This is a genomic window from Caballeronia sp. ATUFL_M2_KS44 (assembly GCF_023630965.1).
GTDB lineage: Bacteria > Pseudomonadota > Gammaproteobacteria > Burkholderiales > Burkholderiaceae > Caballeronia > Caballeronia concitans.
Genome location: NZ_JALQEA010000060.1, coordinates 22,869 through 40,467, shown reverse-complemented (window position 1 = coordinate 40,467; position 17,599 = coordinate 22,869). Strand labels below are relative to the sequence as shown.

The following is a 17,599-nucleotide window of genomic DNA, read 5'->3' as shown; positions in this document are numbered from 1 at the left end:
TGCAAAGAACAGGCCTAGTGCCGGGCTTCCGCCATCGATTCGCATCGAGCAGCCATGTTCGTGGCGCGTGACGGCCGGTCACCGGTTCACTGCGTGCGTATCGGCGTGCATTCGTGCTGAAACCAGTAGTCGACGAGGCGCTGTGCGGCCTGCAAGTCCTCGGGATAGTAAGGGTCGTCCCAGAACGGGGATGGGTCATATCCCGCTTTTCGCAACGCGGCCAACTCCGACTGATGTTCAGCCATCGTGGGGTTCGCATTCGTCTTCAGCGCAGTCAGGTCGCGGCACTCGCCGTCAGTGAGATACCTTCCTGGCGGCGGCATCTCGCCGACGACGCAACCGGCGAGCAAGGATGCCGACGCAAAGGCGATCAGCAAGTGTTTGCATATTGCGCGCACGATGGCTACTCGCAATGAGTCGCCGCGCGCTTATGTTGGTCTGCCATATTCGCCTCCTCGTCGTTGCTTATATCGGCGTTGAGCAAAACGCATTCCGGGTAATTCGAAGCGCATCGCCATTCAATCAAAACCGGTCCGCACGGAACGGGCTTGGGTCCACGAGCGGAGTCTCGCCGGTCATGAGTTCAGCGATGATCCGTCCGGTAATCGGCCCCAGCGTCAGACCATGATGCGCGTGACCGAAGGCGAACCATAGATTGGCATGATGCGGCGCCGGGCCGATAACAGGCATCATGTCAGGCGTGCACGGACGGCGCCCGAGCCACGGCTCGGCATCGAGGCGCTCGCCGAGCGGAAACGTTTCGCGAGCGAAAGGCTCGACTGCCGCCAGTTGCACCGGCGTTTTCGGCGCATCCCGGTAGCCCAGTTCCACGCCGGTAGTTAGCCGGACGCCTCGGGTCATCGGCGTCAGGACGTAACCGATTTCAGCATCGAGAACAGGCTGATTCAAGGCCGCTCCGGACTTCGACGCGTAATGCATGTGGTAGCCCCGTTTGACTTCAAGCGGCAACCTGTAACCGAGCTTCGTGGTCAAATCCCCTGACCATGGTCCCAACGCAAGGACGGCTTGCTTCGCGGTAATGACGCCAGGTTCCGTGCTGACTTTCCATCCTTGTTCGAACGTCGATGCATCGCCAATGCAAACAGTGCCGCCCAGCTTCTCGAACAGTTTCGCGTAGGCCGTGACGAGCGCCGACGGATCGCTCACGGAGTCTGCGGAGGTGTATCGAATAGCTGCCAGTAGCGAGGAACCAAGCGAAGGCTCCGCCCGGTGTAGCGCGTCAATCGAGAGCGCTTCAAAGGGGATGCCGTACTCTTCCCGCCAACGCGAAGCCTCCGCTAATGCCAGTTCAAAGGCCTTGGTCGTTCGGAACGCGTTCAGCCAGCCGTTTGTTCTCAGAAGCGATTGGGCGTTCGCTGCCTCGATTAGCTCGCGATGCTCCGAGACGCTATGCGCGATGAGCGTGGAGTAAGTTTTAGCGATGTCCGCATGGCGGTCGGCGCGCGAGTGATACCAATAGCGGAAAAGAAACGGCATCAATTTCGGCATCGCCGATGGGTGATACCTCACGTCAGTCGCTCGGTTGCCTGCATATCTCGCGAGAGTGGCAAGGTCGCGAGGAAAGGCGTACGGGTACACGCCCTCGCGCTGAATGATTCCGGCGTTGCCAAGGGAAGTCTCGTTGCCGGGCGGTCTGCGGTCAACGAGCGCCACCTTCACGCCACGGCGCTGAAGATGCACGGCGACCGACGTTCCGACGATTCCACCGCCCAATACGATTGCATCGAAGTCCATGCGTTGCCCTTTGAAGACACATCGCCCGCATGATAATCCGTCGCCTGTGCGTCGCGAGACCGGAGGCGCGGCAGCGCTGAACGAAATACGCGATGCGCCCTTGCATGACGCATGCGCACCGCCGACGCACAAACGCGCACCGCTATAGGGAAATTCGATCGAAAATTAAAGTTGAATAGACGCGTGCCGTAAATGTCGATGTAAGCGTCCGGCTCACATTCAGGCCGGCGCGCCCATCGCACGAACGCACGAGGTTCCCGTTGATGCATCTTTCTTCTTACGGCCGGCATTGCACCGCTTGCGTGCGATGAAGTCGAATCCCTTCTTCCGGCTGCTCGCCCGCCTTCGCGTGGGCCACAAGCTGCTGCTGATCTATTTGCTGGACCTGAGCGCCGTCATCTATATCAGCGGCATTCTGATTCACGAGAAGTATCTCGCGATCGACTTCTCCAACAAGGAGATCGTCGGCAACGCATATGTGCGGGTGGTGACGAACGCGCTGGTCGATGTCGCGCTGACGGGCGCAGGCCAGCGTTTGCCGCCCGCCGAATGGCGCGCGAAGCTGGATCAGCTCGCCGCCGCCGAAGCGCAATACGGCGAGCCGCTGCAAAGCGCCGCGCTCAATCGCACGTTGCGCGATGCGCTGCAGGCGCTCTCGCATGACAAGCAGCCGGACGCCGCGACGAGCCACGCAGCGCTCGATGCATGCCGCGAACTGATCACGCGCATCGGCAATCAATCGAATCTGATTCTCGATCCCGACCTCGACAGCTACTACGCGATGTCGCAGTCGATCCTGCGCTATCCCGCGCTGATCGATGCGGTCAACGGCATCGGGCGTCATCTGCATGAGGGACGCACCGCGCGCTCCCGTGACGAAGTGCGCACGCGCTATCTCGTGCTCGAAGGCCAGCTCGATGCCGTGATGCAGGGCCTGCGTTCCGATTTCGCGGAAGCGGGCGCGGCCAATCACGCGCTGGAAGCATCGCTCACGCCGTCGTTCTCGCGCATGAGCACGGCGGTCGATGCGTTCCGTCATGCGGCGCGCATCGTCGTGGATGGCGACAGCGCGCCGGATGCCGCGATGCTTTCCATCATCGATACCGCGCAGCAATCGCTCGTCATGAACACGAGCACGAGCTGGCGCATGACGGGCGAGCATCTCGACCAATTGCTGCACGCGCGCGTGGACGGACTGTTCTCGAAGATGTGGCTGCATCTGGGCACGGCGCTCTCGTTGCTGTGCGGCATTCTCGCGATGGTGTACTTCGTCGCGCAGCAGATCTCGTCGCCGTTGCGCAAGCTCGCGCGCGTGATGGACACGGTGCGGCGCACGGGCGACCACTCGCTGCGCGCGAGCTGGCACAGTCAGGACGAGATCGGCCAACTCGTGCGCGGCTTCAATGAAATGCTCGCGCAGCTCGATCACGAACGCGACGTGCAGAAGGAACTCGCGGCGACGACACGCGCGTCGGCTGCGCAATATGCGCTCGTCGAAGCGACGCCCGTGCCGATGGTCGTCACCGCCATTCCCGGCCACGAAGTGCTGCACGCGAACAAGCCGGGCCTTTTCTGGCTCAACGGCTGCTCGACGGACCCGTGGGCTTTCGGTCTGGATTCATCGACGCGCGCGCGCTTCTTTCAGCAGTTGTCCGACCGCGAAGCCATCGACGAATTCGAGGTTCACTGGAAGGCCACCGCGCAGCCGACATGGGCGATGCTGTCCGCGCGCCGCCTCGATTTTCAGGGGCGCGATGCCATCCTGACCGCCTTCACGCCGATCAACCAGATCAAGCTGATGGAGCAGCGCCTGGAATTGTGGGGCCGCGTGTTCGAGGCGTCGTCGGAGGCGATCGTCATTCTCGACGCCAGCGCGCGTCTCGTCACCGCGAATCCGTCGTTCTATCGCGCGACGGGGTATCGCAACGACGATGTCGTCGGCAAGCCGCCCGCGTTCATCGTCGGACAGGACGACGGCGAGGAACGCGGGATCGTCGCGCGTCTCGTGGAACGCTGCGAACGCAGCGGCACATGGAACGGCGAAGCGCAAGTGCGGCGGCGTCAGGGCGGCGACTATCCGGCGTGGCTCATGGTGAGCACCGTGCGCGACAAGAAGAGCAGCGTGTCGCATTACATCTGCACGCTCATCGACATCACGGACCGCAAGAAAAGCGAAGCGCGCATCCAGTTTCTCGCGGAGCACGACGTGCTCACCGAGTTGCCGAACCGCGCCCTGTTCGGCGCGCGGCTGAAGGCGGCCATCGCTCAGGCGCAGCGCGCGCAGCAACGCGTCGCGGTGTTGTTCATCGATCTCGACCGCTTCAAGAACATCAACGATTCGCTCGGCCATCATGTCGGCGACGGGCTGTTGCGTTCCGTCTCGCGGCGGCTTTTGCAAGCCGTGCGCGGCAACGACACGGTGAGCCGTCTCGGCGGCGACGAGTTCACGGTCATTCTCACCGGCGTGAGCAACGCGAGCGACGTGATGCAGATCATCGAGCGAAGGCTCGTGACGCTGCTGCGCGAGCCGCATGAAGTCAGCGGCAAGACGCTGCAGGTATCGTGCAGCGTGGGCGTGGCGCTTTATCCCGACGACGGCGCGGACATCGACACGCTGATGCAAAACGCCGATGCCGCGATGTATCAGGCCAAAGCCGAAGGCCGCAATCTGGTGAAGTTCTTCTCGGCGGACATGGCCGAGCACGCGCGTTACCGGCTTTCGCTCGATGCGAGCCTGCGCACGGCGGTCGAGCGCGGCGAATTGCGTCTCGTGTGGCAGCCGTGTCTGGATGCGCGGACCGGCGCGCTCGCGAGCGTCGAAGGACTCTTGCGATGGGACAGCCCGTTGCTCGGCAGCGTGATGCCGTCGCAGTTCATCGCGGTAGCCGAAGAAACGAAGATCATCATTCCGATCGGCGCGTGGGTGATCGAGGAAGCGTGCCGGCAGCTCGCGGAATGGCGCGACAGCGGCGGGCTTGCGATCAGCGCATCGGTGAACGTGTCGGCGATCCAGCTACGCGATCCCGAACTCGTCGGCGTGCTCGCGCGCAGCCTCGCGAAGCACGGCGTGCCGCCGCATTGCCTCGAACTCGAAATCACCGAGACGGTGCTCATGGATAGCGCCGAAAGCTACGTCGAGGCAATCGACGCGATTCGCGCGCTCGGCGTGAAGCTCTCGCTCGACGACTTCGGCACCGGCTATTCGAGCCTCAGCTATCTGAACCGCTTCGCGCTCGACCGGCTGAAGATCGATCGCGCGTTCGTGCACGACATGCTCGATGCGCCCGCCGACCTCGCGATCGTGAAGGCGATCATCGATCTCGGGCACGAACTGAAGCTGCGCGTGGTCGCGGAGGGCGTCGAGAGCGCGCATCAGGCGGATACGCTGCGCGGTATCGGATGCGATGAATTGCAGGGCTTTCTGTTCTCGGAAGCCATGCCGGGCAGCGCGTTGCCCGCGTGGTCGGAGGCGCTGATGGCGCGCGAGGAGGCGTGACGAGAGGCGAACGGACGTGAGCCGCCTGCAATGGCGCGTGCATTGCGGGAATACCCACGTAGGAACGCAGAGCGCGAACGCTTAGAACGGACGCCGCACGGAGAACGTCACGCTTTTTTCGTGTTCGTGATTCGCGCCGAGTTGCGGACTGGCGGAGAAGTGCCACTCGTCGTCGTCCTGATTCGCGAAGCCATCGTGCGATGCGTTCCGGCTGGAAATGACGCTTGGCGCAGGCGTCGGCGGATACTTCGGTTCGATCGAACCGAAGCCGGACCCGAACGGTGCGACGCGGTTCGCGCTTGCATCGATATACGAGCTATCGAAGGGCAGATGCGAACGAACGCGGCGCAGCGGCGTCTCGTTGCCGAGCGAGAGGGCGGCAGGGTACGAGAAAAACAAAAGCCCCGAGCCGCTTCTTTCCGGCAATACGAAGCGGGCTTGTTCAGCGGCGCAAACGAGGTTGGCGACAAGGAGACATGCCATGCCGGCAACCTGATATTTTCGAAATCGAAGCATCATCGAATGAGACACGGCGCGCATTGCGCGGAGTGGAAAAACATTCGTAACGCATGCAGTTTAGTTGATATTACGAGTTCGCGTGATCGGCTGAAATGCCCATTGCACGCGTGCTTCTCATTTGAACGCGTAGGCGAGTCCGACGCCGTAGGTCAACTGATTGCGCGTGCCGCGTTGCGTCACGATAGGACTGGCCGCCGCGTCGCCCATCAGCCGCTGGTAGTAGATCATCGCGCCCACATACCATTTCGGGGCGAGTTGGTAGATACCCGCAATCCAGCCGGTCAACTGATTGAGGCCGCCGCCCGGATTGAATGCGGGAAGCCCGCTCTTTTGCGCGTCTTCGGGCGTCACGCCGTAGTAAGTTTCGTTGAAGCCGCCGCTCACCCATGTCGCGCCTGCGCCCGCGCCGATAAACACGCGTGCATGCAGCGGAAACCACGCGCTCGTGTTTAGCGAGACGCGTGCGCCCGTATAGACCGCGCCCGCGTTGGTGACGACCGTGACTTCCCCACGCAGCCGATACGGCACGTCGCCGACGTGGCTGTATTCGTAGCCGGCGAACCCGCCGCCTTCGAGCGTGGTGGACACGTCGTGGACTTGCGATACGACGGCGTCGTCGACATTGCGGCGGCCCAGACGAAGCGCCAGCGCCGGACCCCATTGCAGCCCGGTGAGGCCGCCGAAGTTGTATTGCGCGTAGGTGCCGTACCACTCGAAGAGATGGCCGCCGCCGGTCACGTAGCGCATGCCCGGAAGCACGCCGACGATGCGGTCCTTGCCGCCCGCATACTCGGTGGTCGAGCCGATTCCCGCGCCGAAGAAGTTGGGCAGCGCGTTCGAGATATCGATTGGACTGGCGAACGCGCTGTCGAAGACGAGCGTCAGGCATGTTGCGATGACGATTCTGAACGCATTCATGGCGGTCCTTTCACGTCGAAGCAAATCGAAACATGTGCGCAAAGAGCAGGGACGTCAGAACGCGAGAGATATCACACACTGGCCGCGCGTTGGAGTCTTGCGCGATGCATGGCGTCGGGGAAAACCCGGGGCCGTAGCCATCGTTCGATGGCGCGCAATCCTAAAAGAATGGCATCGAATACGCAAAGCCGTCGAGCGGGATGCCGTATCTTCGCGGCATCGTCGCATCCCGTCGCGTCTCTTCATCCTGACGCGCAGGCGACACAGACGGGTTCATGCCGGTCAGCGTCCTTCATCGCCGACATGAACCTTCCGCCGGATGCTCCCCGGTTTTCTTCTCCACAACCCAATCTGGAGACCATGTCATGAACTTTCTCGACGGTTCGCTCTACACCGAAAATCAGCAGCCTCTGATCATCACGGCCGCGCCCTATGCGCCGGCGTGGGTGCCTTCCGATTTTCCTGAAGATATCCCCGTCACGATGGAGCAGCAGATTCAGAAGGCCGTGGACTGCTATAACGCCGGCGCCACCGTGCTTCATCTGCATGTGCGCGAACTCGACGGCAAGGGCAGCAAGCGGCTGTCGAAGTTCAACGAGCTGATTGCCGGCGTGCGCAACGCCGTGCCGGAAATGATCATCCAGGTGGGCGGCTCGATCAGCTTCGCACCAGAGACCGAAGGCGCAGCCGCCAAATGGCTCAGCGACGATACGCGCCACATGCTGGCCGAACTCGATCCCAAGCCCGATCAGGTGACGGTGACCATCAACACGTCGCAGATGAACGTCGTCGAACACTGGGAAGATGCCGATGTCGAAGGCACCTCGATGGCAGACCCCGACGTGTACAACGCCTACAAGGAGATGACCGTGCCGGCGCAACCGGGATGGGCCGAGGAGCATATCCGCCGACTGAACGCGGCGGGCATCCAGAGCGCGTTTCAGTGCTACAACATCAACAGCCTGGAGTCGGTGGAACGTCTGATCCGGCGCGGCATCTACAAAGGTCCGCTGGTCATGAACTGGGTGGCGATCGGCGGCGGCATGGATGCGCCGAACATCTACAACTTGTCGAACTTCCTGCGCGCCACGCCGGACGGCGCGGTGCTGACGGTGGAAAGTTCGATGCGCAACGTACTGCCCGTCAATATGATCGGCATTGCGACGGGACTGCATGTGCGCTGCGGTATCGAAGACAATATCTGGAACCAGTCGCGCACGGCGCGCATGAGCACCGTCGAGCAGATCGAACAGCTCGTGCGCATGTCACGCGAGTTCGGCCGCAAGGTCGCGACGGCGCAGGAGGCGCGCGATATCAGCAAGATCGGCGTCTTCTACGACACGGTGGAAGAGACGCTTCTCGCGAACGGTTTCGCGCCCAATCGCGTGGGCGCCACGCAGGGATTTCTGCGCAAGGCCGTCTGATATCGGGAAGGCATCGACGATGCGGCGCGCCGTGCGCCGCTCGTCTCACTTGCCCTGACGATTACGCCAGTCGCGCGGTGTCATGCCGAACCGCGCGTTGAACCAGTTCGTGAACGAGCCCTGCTGGTTATAGCCCAGCAATGCGGCGACTCTTCCGATCGGATAGCGCGCATTGCTCATGTAGCGCACCGCCAGTTCGCCTCGCACCTCTTCCACCAGTTCCGAAAAACTCGTATCAGCCGATGCAAGCCGGCGCTGCAGCGTACGCACGCTCAAGCGCAGATGGCGCGCGGCGTATTCGACCGTACCCTGTTCGAGCGGGAGCAAAAGGTAGATCGCCTTGCGCACTTCCAGGGCGATCGAATCCGCGTTGCTTGCGTTGAGCGGCTTGGCGAGGCTTTCCGCGTATCGAACCAGTTCCGGATCTGCTGCCGGGTTCGGGTAATCGAGTTCGGACGCCGCGCACACGAACCCGTTGAAGTCGCTGCCGAATTCGAGCGGACAGGCGAAGAAGCGCCGATGAAACGTCTGATCGGCCGGACCGCGATGCGTGAAATGCACCGAACGCGGTTTCCAGTGGCTACCCAGCAACGCGCTGGAATGCCGCGCGAGAATGCCCACTGCGAGTTCTATCGCCTGCTGGGTCGGCGTGCCCGGATCGACGACCAGTTCTTCGCGGATCGTGACTGTTTCCCCGACGTCTTCGATATAGACGGCGAGCGCCTCGTTAAGCAAATGGCGGAATTCGGCAGCGGCCAGCAACGCGTCGCGCAGCGTGCGCTTGTGCGCGAGCAGGACATTCACCACGCCCGTGCCGAATTTTTGCCGCGTCTCCGCCATGCGCAAGGCGAAGCTCGGGCACGACGCCATTTCCGCCGTGAGTTCGAGCAGACGGCAACACGCGGCAGCGGGGACGCGCTCGTCCGGATTCGCGAGCGCGGCGGGATCGATCCCGAGCCGTTGCACCAGATCGATGGGGTTCAGTCCGAGCCGCCGGGCGGTATCGAAATAGCCGCTCATGGCGATCGAACGCAGCATCGTTTCCATCGCTTACCTCCATGAGTTTTACCGGGGATCGACAGGCACCGGTGTTTACGCCCAGTGGCACCGATTGATAAAAGTATGGCGGCAAATCATAAAAGAACAGTGCGCAATGCCCGTATTGTGCCTGCATACGCTGTGTTTCGATTCAGAAATTTTTAGCCGCGCCGGCATGACCGGCAACGCGGTGACACGCCCGCGGTCCCCACTCTGAGAGCGACGGATAATCGCCAGGGGCGACGCGGTTGCCATGGAGACAGGCAAAGGAGATGAATGATGCTCATGCAGCACGCTGAGTCCGCCACGGACGATGCTTCGTCCACGCAAGCCGATGTACGCGGTTACGCCTGGGTAGTGTTTGCCCTGACGATCGGCCTGCTGCTCTCCGACTACATGTCGCGGCAGGTGTTGAACGCCGTGTTTCCGCTGCTCAAGGCGACGTGGAATCTTTCGGACACGCGGCTGGGATCGCTGAGCAGCGTGGTCGCGCTGATGGTCGGCCTGCTCACGTTTCCGCTGTCCGTGCTGGCCGACCGCTGGGGCCGCGTCAAGAGCATCGTCTTGATGGCGGCGATGTGGAGTCTCGCGACGCTCGGATGCGCGATCTCGACGAACTATGGCGAGATGCTGCTGGCGCGCGCTTTCGTCGGGATAGGCGAGGCGGCGTATGGGAGCGTGGGCATCGCGGTCGTGCTCAGCATCTTCCCGGCGCGGCTGCGCGCCACGCTCACCGGCACGTTCATGGCGGGCGGCGCGTTCGGCTCGGTGCTGGGCATGGCGCTCGGCGGGTCCATCGCGGCGCGCATGGGCTGGCGGCCGGCATTCGGCGCGATGGCGGCGATGGGCATCGTGCTGGTCATCGCGTATCGGATCGTCGTCACGGAAAAGCGTCTCGCGCCGTTGCAGCCGTTCAATACGAGCAAAGAGACGCTCGGTGTGCGCATGAGTTTTCGCGCGCTGATGAAGGGCCTCTTTTCGACGAAGTCGGTCGTGTGCGCCTACGTCGGCAGCGGCATCCATCTGCTGGTGCCCGCCGCAATATGGGCGTGGATGCCGAGTTTCCTGAGCCGCTACTACGGCATGCCTACCGCCAAGGCAGCGATGAGCGCGGCGCTGTTCGTGCTGATTACAGGCGTCGGCATGGTGGTGTGCGGCATGTTGGCCGATCGTCTCGGCAAGCATGTGCGGGAAAGAAAATGGAGCACGGCGATTGCCTTTTGTCTCGCTTGTTACGTCTTGCTCGCGATCGGTTTTCACATGCCCGCGGGTCCGCTGCAACTGTTGCTGATCGGCGCGGGCATGTTCTTCAGCGCGGGCGCGAGCGGCCCGTCCGGCGCGATGGTCGCGAACCTCACGCCGCCGTCGATCCATTCGTCCGCATTCGCCACGCTCACGCTCGCGAACAACCTGCTGGGACTCGCGCCCGCTGCGTTCCTGACCGGCGTCTTGGCTGACCGCATCGGGCTCGCCGGCGCGTTGCAGCTCGTTCCGTTCGCACCGTTGCTCGCGGCGTTCGCGTTCTTTATCGGCAGGCGCAACTACACCGGCGACCTGAATCGTCTGGATGCGCTGCGCCAGCAGTCCGCACGCTGAAAGGCGTTTTCATTTTGTCCATGAGCATCGGCGCGGTGCTCATGAACGCAACACCATGCTTTGAGGAGATCAAGATGGCAAAGGCAGTGCGCTTCCATGAAACCGGCGGTCCCGAAGTCTTGCGCTACGAGAATGTCGACGTGGGCAAGCCCGGCCCCGGTCAGGTCCGCCTGCGCCATGAGGCCGTAGGACTGAATTTCGCCGATACCTACTTCCGCAGCGGCCTTTACCCCGTTGCGCTGCCCGCCGGAATGGGCGTGGAAGCGGCGGGCGTGGTCGAGGCCGTGGGCGAGGGCGTGACGAACGTCGCTGAAGGCGATCGCGTCACCTATACGGGTTTCATCGATACGCTCGGCGCATACAGCACCGAACGGTTGATCGCCGCCGCGCCGCTCATCAAGCTCCCCGCCGCGATCTCGTGCGAAACCGCTGCGGGCATGACCATGCGCGGGCTGACTTCGGCTTATCTGATGCGCCGCATCTACCCGTTCAAGGCGGGCGACACGATCCTTTTACATGCGGCTGCGGGCGGCGTCGGTCTGATCGTTTCGCAATGGGCGCAGCTGATGGGCCTCACCGTGATCGGCACGGTGTCGTCCGATGCGAAGGCCGCTGTCGCGCTCGCTCACGGTTGCGATCACGTCATCGACTACAGCCGCGAAGACGTGGCCAAACGCGTGCGCGAACTCACCGATGGCGTGGGCGTGCAGGTGGTGTTCGACAGCGTCGGCAAGAACACCTTCGAGGGCTCGCTCGATTCGCTCAAGCGTCGCGGCCTGATGGTCTGCGTCGGCACGGCCTCCGGTCCCATTCCGCCCTTCAATCCGCAGATGCTCGCCATGAAGGGCTCGCTCTACATGACGCGTCCGGCGCTTGCGGACTATATCGCCGATCCGGCCGACAAGCGCGAACTCGCCGATGAACTCTTCGCGCACATCGCGGCGGGGCGCATCGAGATCGAAGTCAATCAGCGTTACGCGCTCGACGACGCGGGGCAAGCGCACCGCGATCTCGAATCCCGCAAGACGACGGGCTCGTCGGTTTTCGTCATCTGAGGAGCGTGCCATGCAAGTTGAACAATTGACCTGCTCGATCGGCGCGGAACTCGTGGGCGTCAATCTCGCCGATGCGATCCACGACGACAGCCTGTTTGCCGACATACGCGCGGCATTGCTTGCGCATCGCGTGCTGTTCCTGCGCGATCAGCACATCACGCGCGCCGAGCACGTCGCATTCGCGCGACGCTTCGGCGAGCTGGAAGACCATCCGGTCGCGGGAAGCGATCCCGAGTATCCGGGACTCGTGCGCATCTACAAGTCGCCGGAGCAGCCCAACGACCGCTACGAAAACGCGTGGCACGCGGACGCGACCTGGCGCGAGGCGCCGCAATTCGGCGCCGTGTTGCGATGCGTGGAGTGCCCGCCCGTCGGCGGCGACACGATGTGGGCGAACATGGTGCTGGCCTACGAGAACCTGCCGGCGCATGTGAAGGAGCAGATCGCGGATCTGCGCGCACGCCACAGCATCGAGGCGAGCTTCGGTGCGGCGATGCCCATCGACAAGCGCCTCGCGTTGAAGGCGCAGTTTCCGGATGCGGAACACCCGGTCGTGCGCACGCATCCCGATACCGGCGAACAAATCCTGTTCGTGAACGCCTTCACGACGCACTTCACCAACTACCACACGCCTGCGCGCGTGCGTTTCGGGCAGGACGCGAATCCCGGCGCGGGGCAATTGCTCGCGTATCTGATCAGCCAGGCGTACCTGCCGGAGTATCAGGTTCGCTGGCGCTGGAAGCCGAACAGCATCGCGATCTGGGACAACCGCAGCACGCAGCACTACGCGGTGATGGATTACCCGCCTTGTCATCGCAAGATGGAGCGTGCGGGGATCGTCGGGGACAGGCCGTATTAAAAGCAATCGCTGCACGGCGCCATACAAAATAGTCGAGGAGACGAAGATGCAAGGTCTGATGATGCAGCAGCCGCTACTGGTGGCTTCGCTGCTCATGCACGCGGAACGCCATCACGGTGAACAGGAGATCGTGTCGCGGCGTGTGGAAGGGGACATTCACCGATATCGATATCGCGATCTGGCGCAGCGCGCGCGTCGCCTCGCGAACGGGCTGGCGGCGCTCGGCATCGCGCCGGGCGAGCGCGTGGCGACTCTCGCGTGGAATGGTTATCGCCACATGGAGTTGTACTTCGCCGTCTCCGGGTCGGGCGCCGTATTGCACACGCTCAATCCTCGACTGCATATCGATCAGGTGTCCTACATCATCGAGCATGCGGAAGATCGCGTCGTGTTCTTCGATCTGTCCTTCTTGCCGCTGATCGAAAATCTCATGAAGCGCGTCAAGAGCCCGAAGTGCTTCGTGGCGATGACCGATCGCGCGCACATGCCGAAAGCGCTCGGTCATGCCGACACGCTGATGTGCTACGAAGACCTGATCGACCATCATGACGATGCCTTCGACTGGCCGATGCTCGACGAGAACGATGCGTCGTCGCTTTGCTACACGTCCGGCACGACCGGCCATCCGAAGGGCGTGTTGTACAGCCATCGCTCGACCGTGCTGCACACGTATGCCGCGGCGCTGCCCGACTCGCTGAACTGCTCGGCGCGCGACGTGATTCTCCCCGTGGTGCCGATGTTCCATGTGAACGCGTGGGGACTGCCCTACATCGCGTGCATGGTTGGCGCGAAGCTGGTGTTCCCCGGACCGGCGCTCGACGGCAAGTCGCTTTACGAGCTGATCGAAGCCGAGCAGGTCACGCTGTCGGCCGGCGTGCCGACGGTCTGGCAAGGATTGTTATCGCACGTTGTCGAGCAGGGCAGCGCTTTCTCCTCGATGCGCCGGACCGTGATCGGCGGCGCGGCGTGTCCCACGTCGATGGCCACGAAGTTTCAGGAGTGCTATCGGGTAGAGGTATTGCATGCGTGGGGCATGACCGAGTTGAGTCCGGTCGGAACCGTCTGCAGCTTCAAGGCGCGTCAGTCGGCGCTTTCGGGGGAGCATCGCTATGCGATGCAGGCGAAGCAGGGCCGCTCCGTGTTCGGCATCGACATGAAGATCGTGGGTCCGGACGGCGCGGAAGTGCCGTGGGACGGCCACGCGACCGGCGACCTGCTTGTACGCGGTCCGTGGGTCGCGCGGCAGTATTTCGGCACGGATGACCCGCCGCCGCTGCGAGACGGCTGGTTCCCGACCGGCGACGTCGCGAAGATCGATGCGGACGGCTTCATGCAGATCACCGATCGCAGCAAGGACGTCATCAAGTCCGGCGGCGAATGGATCAGCTCGGCCGATATCGAAAACGTCGCGAGCCAGCATCCCGAAGTCACGATGGCGGCGTGCATCGCGGCGCGGCATCCGAAATGGGATGAACGGCCGTTGCTGTTGATCGTCACCAGGCCGGGCAGCACGCTCACCGGCAGTGAGTTGCTCGCATTCCTGGATGGAAAGATCGCGAAGTGGTGGCGGCCGGATGCCGTGGTGCTGGTCGAATCGATTCCGCTCGGCGCGACCGGCAAGGTACTCAAACACCAGTTGCGAGCGCAGTACGCGAACTACTACCTGACTGCCCTGACGGAACGCTCCGGCAGCAGCACAGCTTCCCTCAGCCAACACGAATAAACGACGAGCCGCAGGAGAGAGAATGAAACTGGAGTTCAAGTTGAGCGGCGCCGCGGCGCTGGTCACGTTCGCCGCTGCCGCCCACGCGCAATCATCGGTGATTCTTTATGGGGTTCTCGACAGCGGACTGCTGTATCAAAGCACCTCGGCGGCGACGTTCCAGCCGACTGCGCCCAACCAGGGACATGTGTATCAACTCAAGGATGGCGGCATCTATTCCAGCATCTGGGGGTTGAAGGGGAGCGAGGACATAGGCGGGGGATACAAGATCAATTTCAAGCTGCAAGGCTCGTTCAACTCTTCGAACGGCAGAGTGGGTCTATCCGATACGCCCGGCGCGGTCGCCATGTTCAACCAGTTCGCGACGATCGGCGCATCGACTCCGTTCGGCACATTCGACGCCGGCCGGCAGATCATCCCGATGATCTATGCGATGTCGGAAACCGATGTCCGCGGCGCGCAGTACTTCGGCAGTATTCTGACTGCGTGGCTCGGCCTCAATCAGGCTGCAGGCTGGCCGGGCACGAGCACGAATGCACCGATCGGGGCGCTCTATGACAGCAACGCGCTGGTCTACAACTCGCCGAAATTCTATGGCGCCTCGCTTGCGCTCGAGTTCGCGCCGGGCGGTGTCGCCGGACAGGCGCAAGGCGGCACGCGCGAGTCGGCGGTGCTCAAGTATTCGAACTATGGCCTCAACCTCGCCGCCGTGTATTACAACGGACACGATACCAATCCGTATCCGCTGACTTACCCGGCGACGCCCGCCGTCCCCGCAACGGGCCTCGCGAACAACCGCTTCTACTACTTCGGCGCGATGTACACGATCGCCGGATTCTCGATCTCCGGCTCGTACGGCATCGGCAAGAATCCGTCGAACAGCGGCGCAGCGAACTTCGAAATGATATCGGGCGGGCTGGGTTATCAGTTCAATCCGCGCTTCAAGATTACTTCGGGCTACTACTACCTGAAGGACCGGAACCATTCGGCCAATCATTCGAGCGAAGTCTCGCTCGGCGCGGAATACAACATCACGCAGAGGACCAAGGCTTACGCGCAGGTCGGGTATGTGGACAACAAGGGCACCATGAATCAGACGATCATCTACGGAACGCCGGTCGCCCCCGGCACGTCCACCACGGCGGCGATGCTCGGCATTCGCCACGCTTTCTGATTCCGCTATCCGCAGGGGTATCCAATGAAGAACATGCAGACCTTCACATTGGCGATGGGAGCGATCATCGCCGCCGCGTCCCTGACGGCGTGGTCCCAGACGAGCGAGCCGGCGAGTGCATCCGCGATGGCGGCATCGAGTTCGATCTCCGGTTCGGCGACGCCCGCAACAGGCAGACAGGCGAATCGCGCGCTGCGCCGGCGGGTGTACGGCGCCATCGCGAAAAACAAGGACATCGATGCCGGGAATATCAGCGTCGTCGCGAAGGACGGCGCCGTGAAGCTGACCGGCACGGTGGCGGATGCGTCCCAGGTGAACAGGGTCGGGGACATCGTCAGGGGCGTGCCTGGCGTCGTTTCGGTCAGCAACGGGTTGACCGTCAAGAAGCCCTTTGGCGGCATGTAACCGGCGCTGCGCCAACGCGCGGACGAACTAACGAACAAACGAACAGGAGCGACTCGATGGGCGAAGCAACGCGTGAAGTAGTAGTGGTGAGCGGCGTGCGGACTGCAATCGGCGACTTCGGCGGCAGCCTTAAGAACTTCTCTCCTACCGGGCTGGGCGCGATGGTCGTGCGCGAAACGCTTCGGCGCGCGAACGTAACGGGCGATGACGTCGGTCACGTGGTGTTCGGCAATGTCGTTCATACGGAGCCGAAGGACATGTATCTGGCGCGCGTCGCGGCGATCGACGGCGGCGTCGCGCAGCACGTGCCGGCGCTGACCGTGAACCGCCTGTGCGGCTCGGGCCTTCAGGCAATCGTGTCGGCGGCGCAGACGATCATGCTGGGCGACGCGGACATCGCTATCGGCGGCGGCGCGGAGACCATGAGCCGCGCGCTGTACGCGTTGCCGGGCGCGCGTTTCGGGCAACGCATGGGCGACGGAAAGGTCGTCGACATGATGCTCGGCGCGCTGCAAGACCCGTTCCAGACAATTCACATGGGCGTGACGGCGGAGAACGTCGCGCGCAAGTACGGCATCACGCGCGAGGCGCAGGACGCGCTCGCGCTCGAATCGCATCGGCGCGCGGCACGAGCCATCGCGCAAGGGCGCTTCGTCGATCAGATCCTGCCGATCGCCGTGCCCGGCAAGAAGGGCGAGACGGTCTTCGACACCGACGAGCACGTGCGCCACGACGCCAGCCCCGGCGACTTCTCGACGCTGAAGCCGGTCTTCGTCAAGGAGAGCGGCACGGTGACGGCGGGCAACGCATCGGGCATCAACGACGCGGCGGCGGCCGTGCTGCTGATGGAGCGCGGCGCGGCCGAGCGAAGCGGCGCGAAGCCGCTCGCGCGGCTCGTGTCCTATGCGCATGCCGGGGTCGATCCGGCCTACATGGGCATCGGTCCCGTTCCGGCGACGCGCAAGGCGCTGGCGCGCGCCGGTCTGAACGTCGCGCAACTCGATGTGATCGAGGCCAACGAAGCATTCGCCGCACAGGCCTGCGCGGTGACGAACGAACTGGGACTGGATCCCGCCAAGGTCAACCCGAACGGTTCGGGCATTTCGCTCGGCCATCCGGTCGGCGCGACCGGCGCGCTGATCACGGTCAAGGCGCTCTATGAACTGAAGCGTATCGGCGGCCGTTACGCGCTCGTCACGATGTGCATCGGCGGCGGTCAGGGAATCGCGGCGATCTTCGAAAACCTTCAGTGATCGATGCAGGCAGGCGCATGGACATCGAATCGATCGGGGTGTCGTTGTCGAACGGATGCGCGAGCGCCGTTCTGCTACGGCGCGGAATAGTCGTGAATGCCTCGCCCATCGTGCAGAGCCACTTTATTCAATCAGCGTAGGAGCTTGCTCATACGTGCGTCGGCTTCAACGTGTCGGCGATGCACGTGACTGTACCGTTGCCGCCACATTCGCCACGAAGCGATAATCGGTCTCAAAAGGCTCCGGCACGACACGGATCTTCGCGTTGTGCCGCTGCTTCTCCGCTATACCGGGATCAAAGGCGCCGTGGCCTATCCCCCAATCAGTGGAGGCGATGCGGGACGAAGAGGTAGACCGGGCTAGAGGCACAGCGATGACCGGACG

General features: G+C 63.0%; 14 protein-coding genes. 9 read left to right on the top strand and 5 right to left on the bottom strand.

Features of this window, described 5'->3' with window-relative positions; genetic code table 11:
• Nucleotides 1-86 precede the first annotated feature (86 nt).
• Together NCR39_RS26270 and NCR39_RS26265 are read right to left on the bottom strand one after the other, a co-directional pair.
• On the bottom strand, nucleotides 87-374 hold the full coding sequence (locus NCR39_RS26270) for a DUF4148 domain-containing protein (protein WP_284507375.1): 288 nt from the start codon (nucleotides 372-374) through the stop codon (nucleotides 87-89).
• A gap of 148 nt (nucleotides 375-522) precedes the next feature.
• Nucleotides 523-1,755 carry an NAD(P)/FAD-dependent oxidoreductase gene (locus NCR39_RS26265; RefSeq protein WP_250455360.1) on the bottom strand — a complete coding sequence of 411 codons (1,233 nt, stop codon included), beginning with the start codon at nucleotides 1,753-1,755 and terminating at the stop codon, nucleotides 523-525.
• Between the two features lie 307 nt (nucleotides 1,756-2,062).
• Here NCR39_RS26265 and NCR39_RS26260 point away from each other — a divergent pair, with 307 nt between their 5' ends.
• Complete coding sequence (locus tag NCR39_RS26260) at nucleotides 2,063-5,251, top strand: bifunctional diguanylate cyclase/phosphodiesterase (protein ID WP_250455359.1); 3,189 nt, start codon at nucleotides 2,063-2,065, stop codon at nucleotides 5,249-5,251.
• 81 nt (nucleotides 5,252-5,332) lie between these two features.
• Here the strand turns inward: NCR39_RS26260 and NCR39_RS26255 are convergent, their stop codons facing one another.
• Both NCR39_RS26255 and NCR39_RS26250 read right to left on the bottom strand, forming a co-directional pair.
• Nucleotides 5,333-5,734: a hypothetical protein gene (locus NCR39_RS26255; protein WP_250455358.1), complete on the bottom strand. Its 402-nt coding sequence runs from the start codon at nucleotides 5,732-5,734 to the stop codon at nucleotides 5,333-5,335.
• A gap of 150 nt (nucleotides 5,735-5,884) precedes the next feature.
• Nucleotides 5,885-6,688 (bottom strand): MipA/OmpV family protein, encoded by an 804-nt coding sequence (locus NCR39_RS26250; RefSeq protein ID WP_250455356.1) that lies wholly within the window; start codon nucleotides 6,686-6,688, stop codon nucleotides 5,885-5,887.
• Between the two features lie 365 nt (nucleotides 6,689-7,053).
• Here NCR39_RS26250 and NCR39_RS26245 point away from each other — a divergent pair, with 365 nt between their 5' ends.
• Nucleotides 7,054-8,112: a beta-keto acid cleavage family enzyme gene (locus NCR39_RS26245; RefSeq protein WP_250455354.1), complete on the top strand. Its 1,059-nt coding sequence runs from the start codon at nucleotides 7,054-7,056 to the stop codon at nucleotides 8,110-8,112.
• Nucleotides 8,113-8,157: 45 nt separating this feature from the next.
• On the opposite strand, the gene NCR39_RS26240 is transcribed toward NCR39_RS26245, so the two are convergent.
• Nucleotides 8,158-9,159, bottom strand: coding sequence for an AraC family transcriptional regulator (locus NCR39_RS26240; protein ID WP_250455353.1), 1,002 nt, complete (start codon nucleotides 9,157-9,159; stop codon nucleotides 8,158-8,160).
• Between the two features lie 270 nt (nucleotides 9,160-9,429).
• Here NCR39_RS26240 and NCR39_RS26235 point away from each other — a divergent pair, with 270 nt between their 5' ends.
• The 7 genes from NCR39_RS26235 to bktB all read left to right on the top strand — a co-directional run bounded on the left by NCR39_RS26235 (nucleotide 9,430) and on the right by bktB (nucleotide 17,215).
• On the top strand, nucleotides 9,430-10,746 hold the full coding sequence (locus NCR39_RS26235) for an MFS transporter (RefSeq protein ID WP_250455399.1): 1,317 nt from the start codon (nucleotides 9,430-9,432) through the stop codon (nucleotides 10,744-10,746).
• Between the two features lie 74 nt (nucleotides 10,747-10,820).
• Nucleotides 10,821-11,801: a quinone oxidoreductase family protein gene (locus NCR39_RS26230; RefSeq protein WP_250455351.1), complete on the top strand. Its 981-nt coding sequence runs from the start codon at nucleotides 10,821-10,823 to the stop codon at nucleotides 11,799-11,801.
• A gap of 10 nt (nucleotides 11,802-11,811) precedes the next feature.
• Nucleotides 11,812-12,660 (top strand): TauD/TfdA dioxygenase family protein, encoded by an 849-nt coding sequence (locus NCR39_RS26225; RefSeq protein ID WP_250455349.1) that lies wholly within the window; start codon nucleotides 11,812-11,814, stop codon nucleotides 12,658-12,660.
• A gap of 46 nt (nucleotides 12,661-12,706) precedes the next feature.
• Nucleotides 12,707-14,383, top strand: coding sequence for a 3-(methylthio)propionyl-CoA ligase (locus tag NCR39_RS26220; RefSeq protein ID WP_250455347.1), 1,677 nt, complete (start codon nucleotides 12,707-12,709; stop codon nucleotides 14,381-14,383).
• Nucleotides 14,384-14,405: 22 nt separating this feature from the next.
• Nucleotides 14,406-15,557, top strand: a complete 1,152-nt coding sequence (locus tag NCR39_RS26215) for a porin (RefSeq protein ID WP_250455345.1) — start codon at nucleotides 14,406-14,408, stop codon at nucleotides 15,555-15,557.
• A 24-nt stretch (nucleotides 15,558-15,581) separates the two neighbouring features.
• Nucleotides 15,582-15,962 (top strand): BON domain-containing protein, encoded by a 381-nt coding sequence (locus NCR39_RS26210; protein WP_250455344.1) that lies wholly within the window; start codon nucleotides 15,582-15,584, stop codon nucleotides 15,960-15,962.
• A gap of 56 nt (nucleotides 15,963-16,018) precedes the next feature.
• Nucleotides 16,019-17,215: a beta-ketothiolase BktB gene (bktB, locus tag NCR39_RS26205; RefSeq protein ID WP_250455342.1), complete on the top strand. Its 1,197-nt coding sequence runs from the start codon at nucleotides 16,019-16,021 to the stop codon at nucleotides 17,213-17,215.
• The last annotated feature ends 384 nt before the right edge of the window (nucleotides 17,216-17,599 follow it).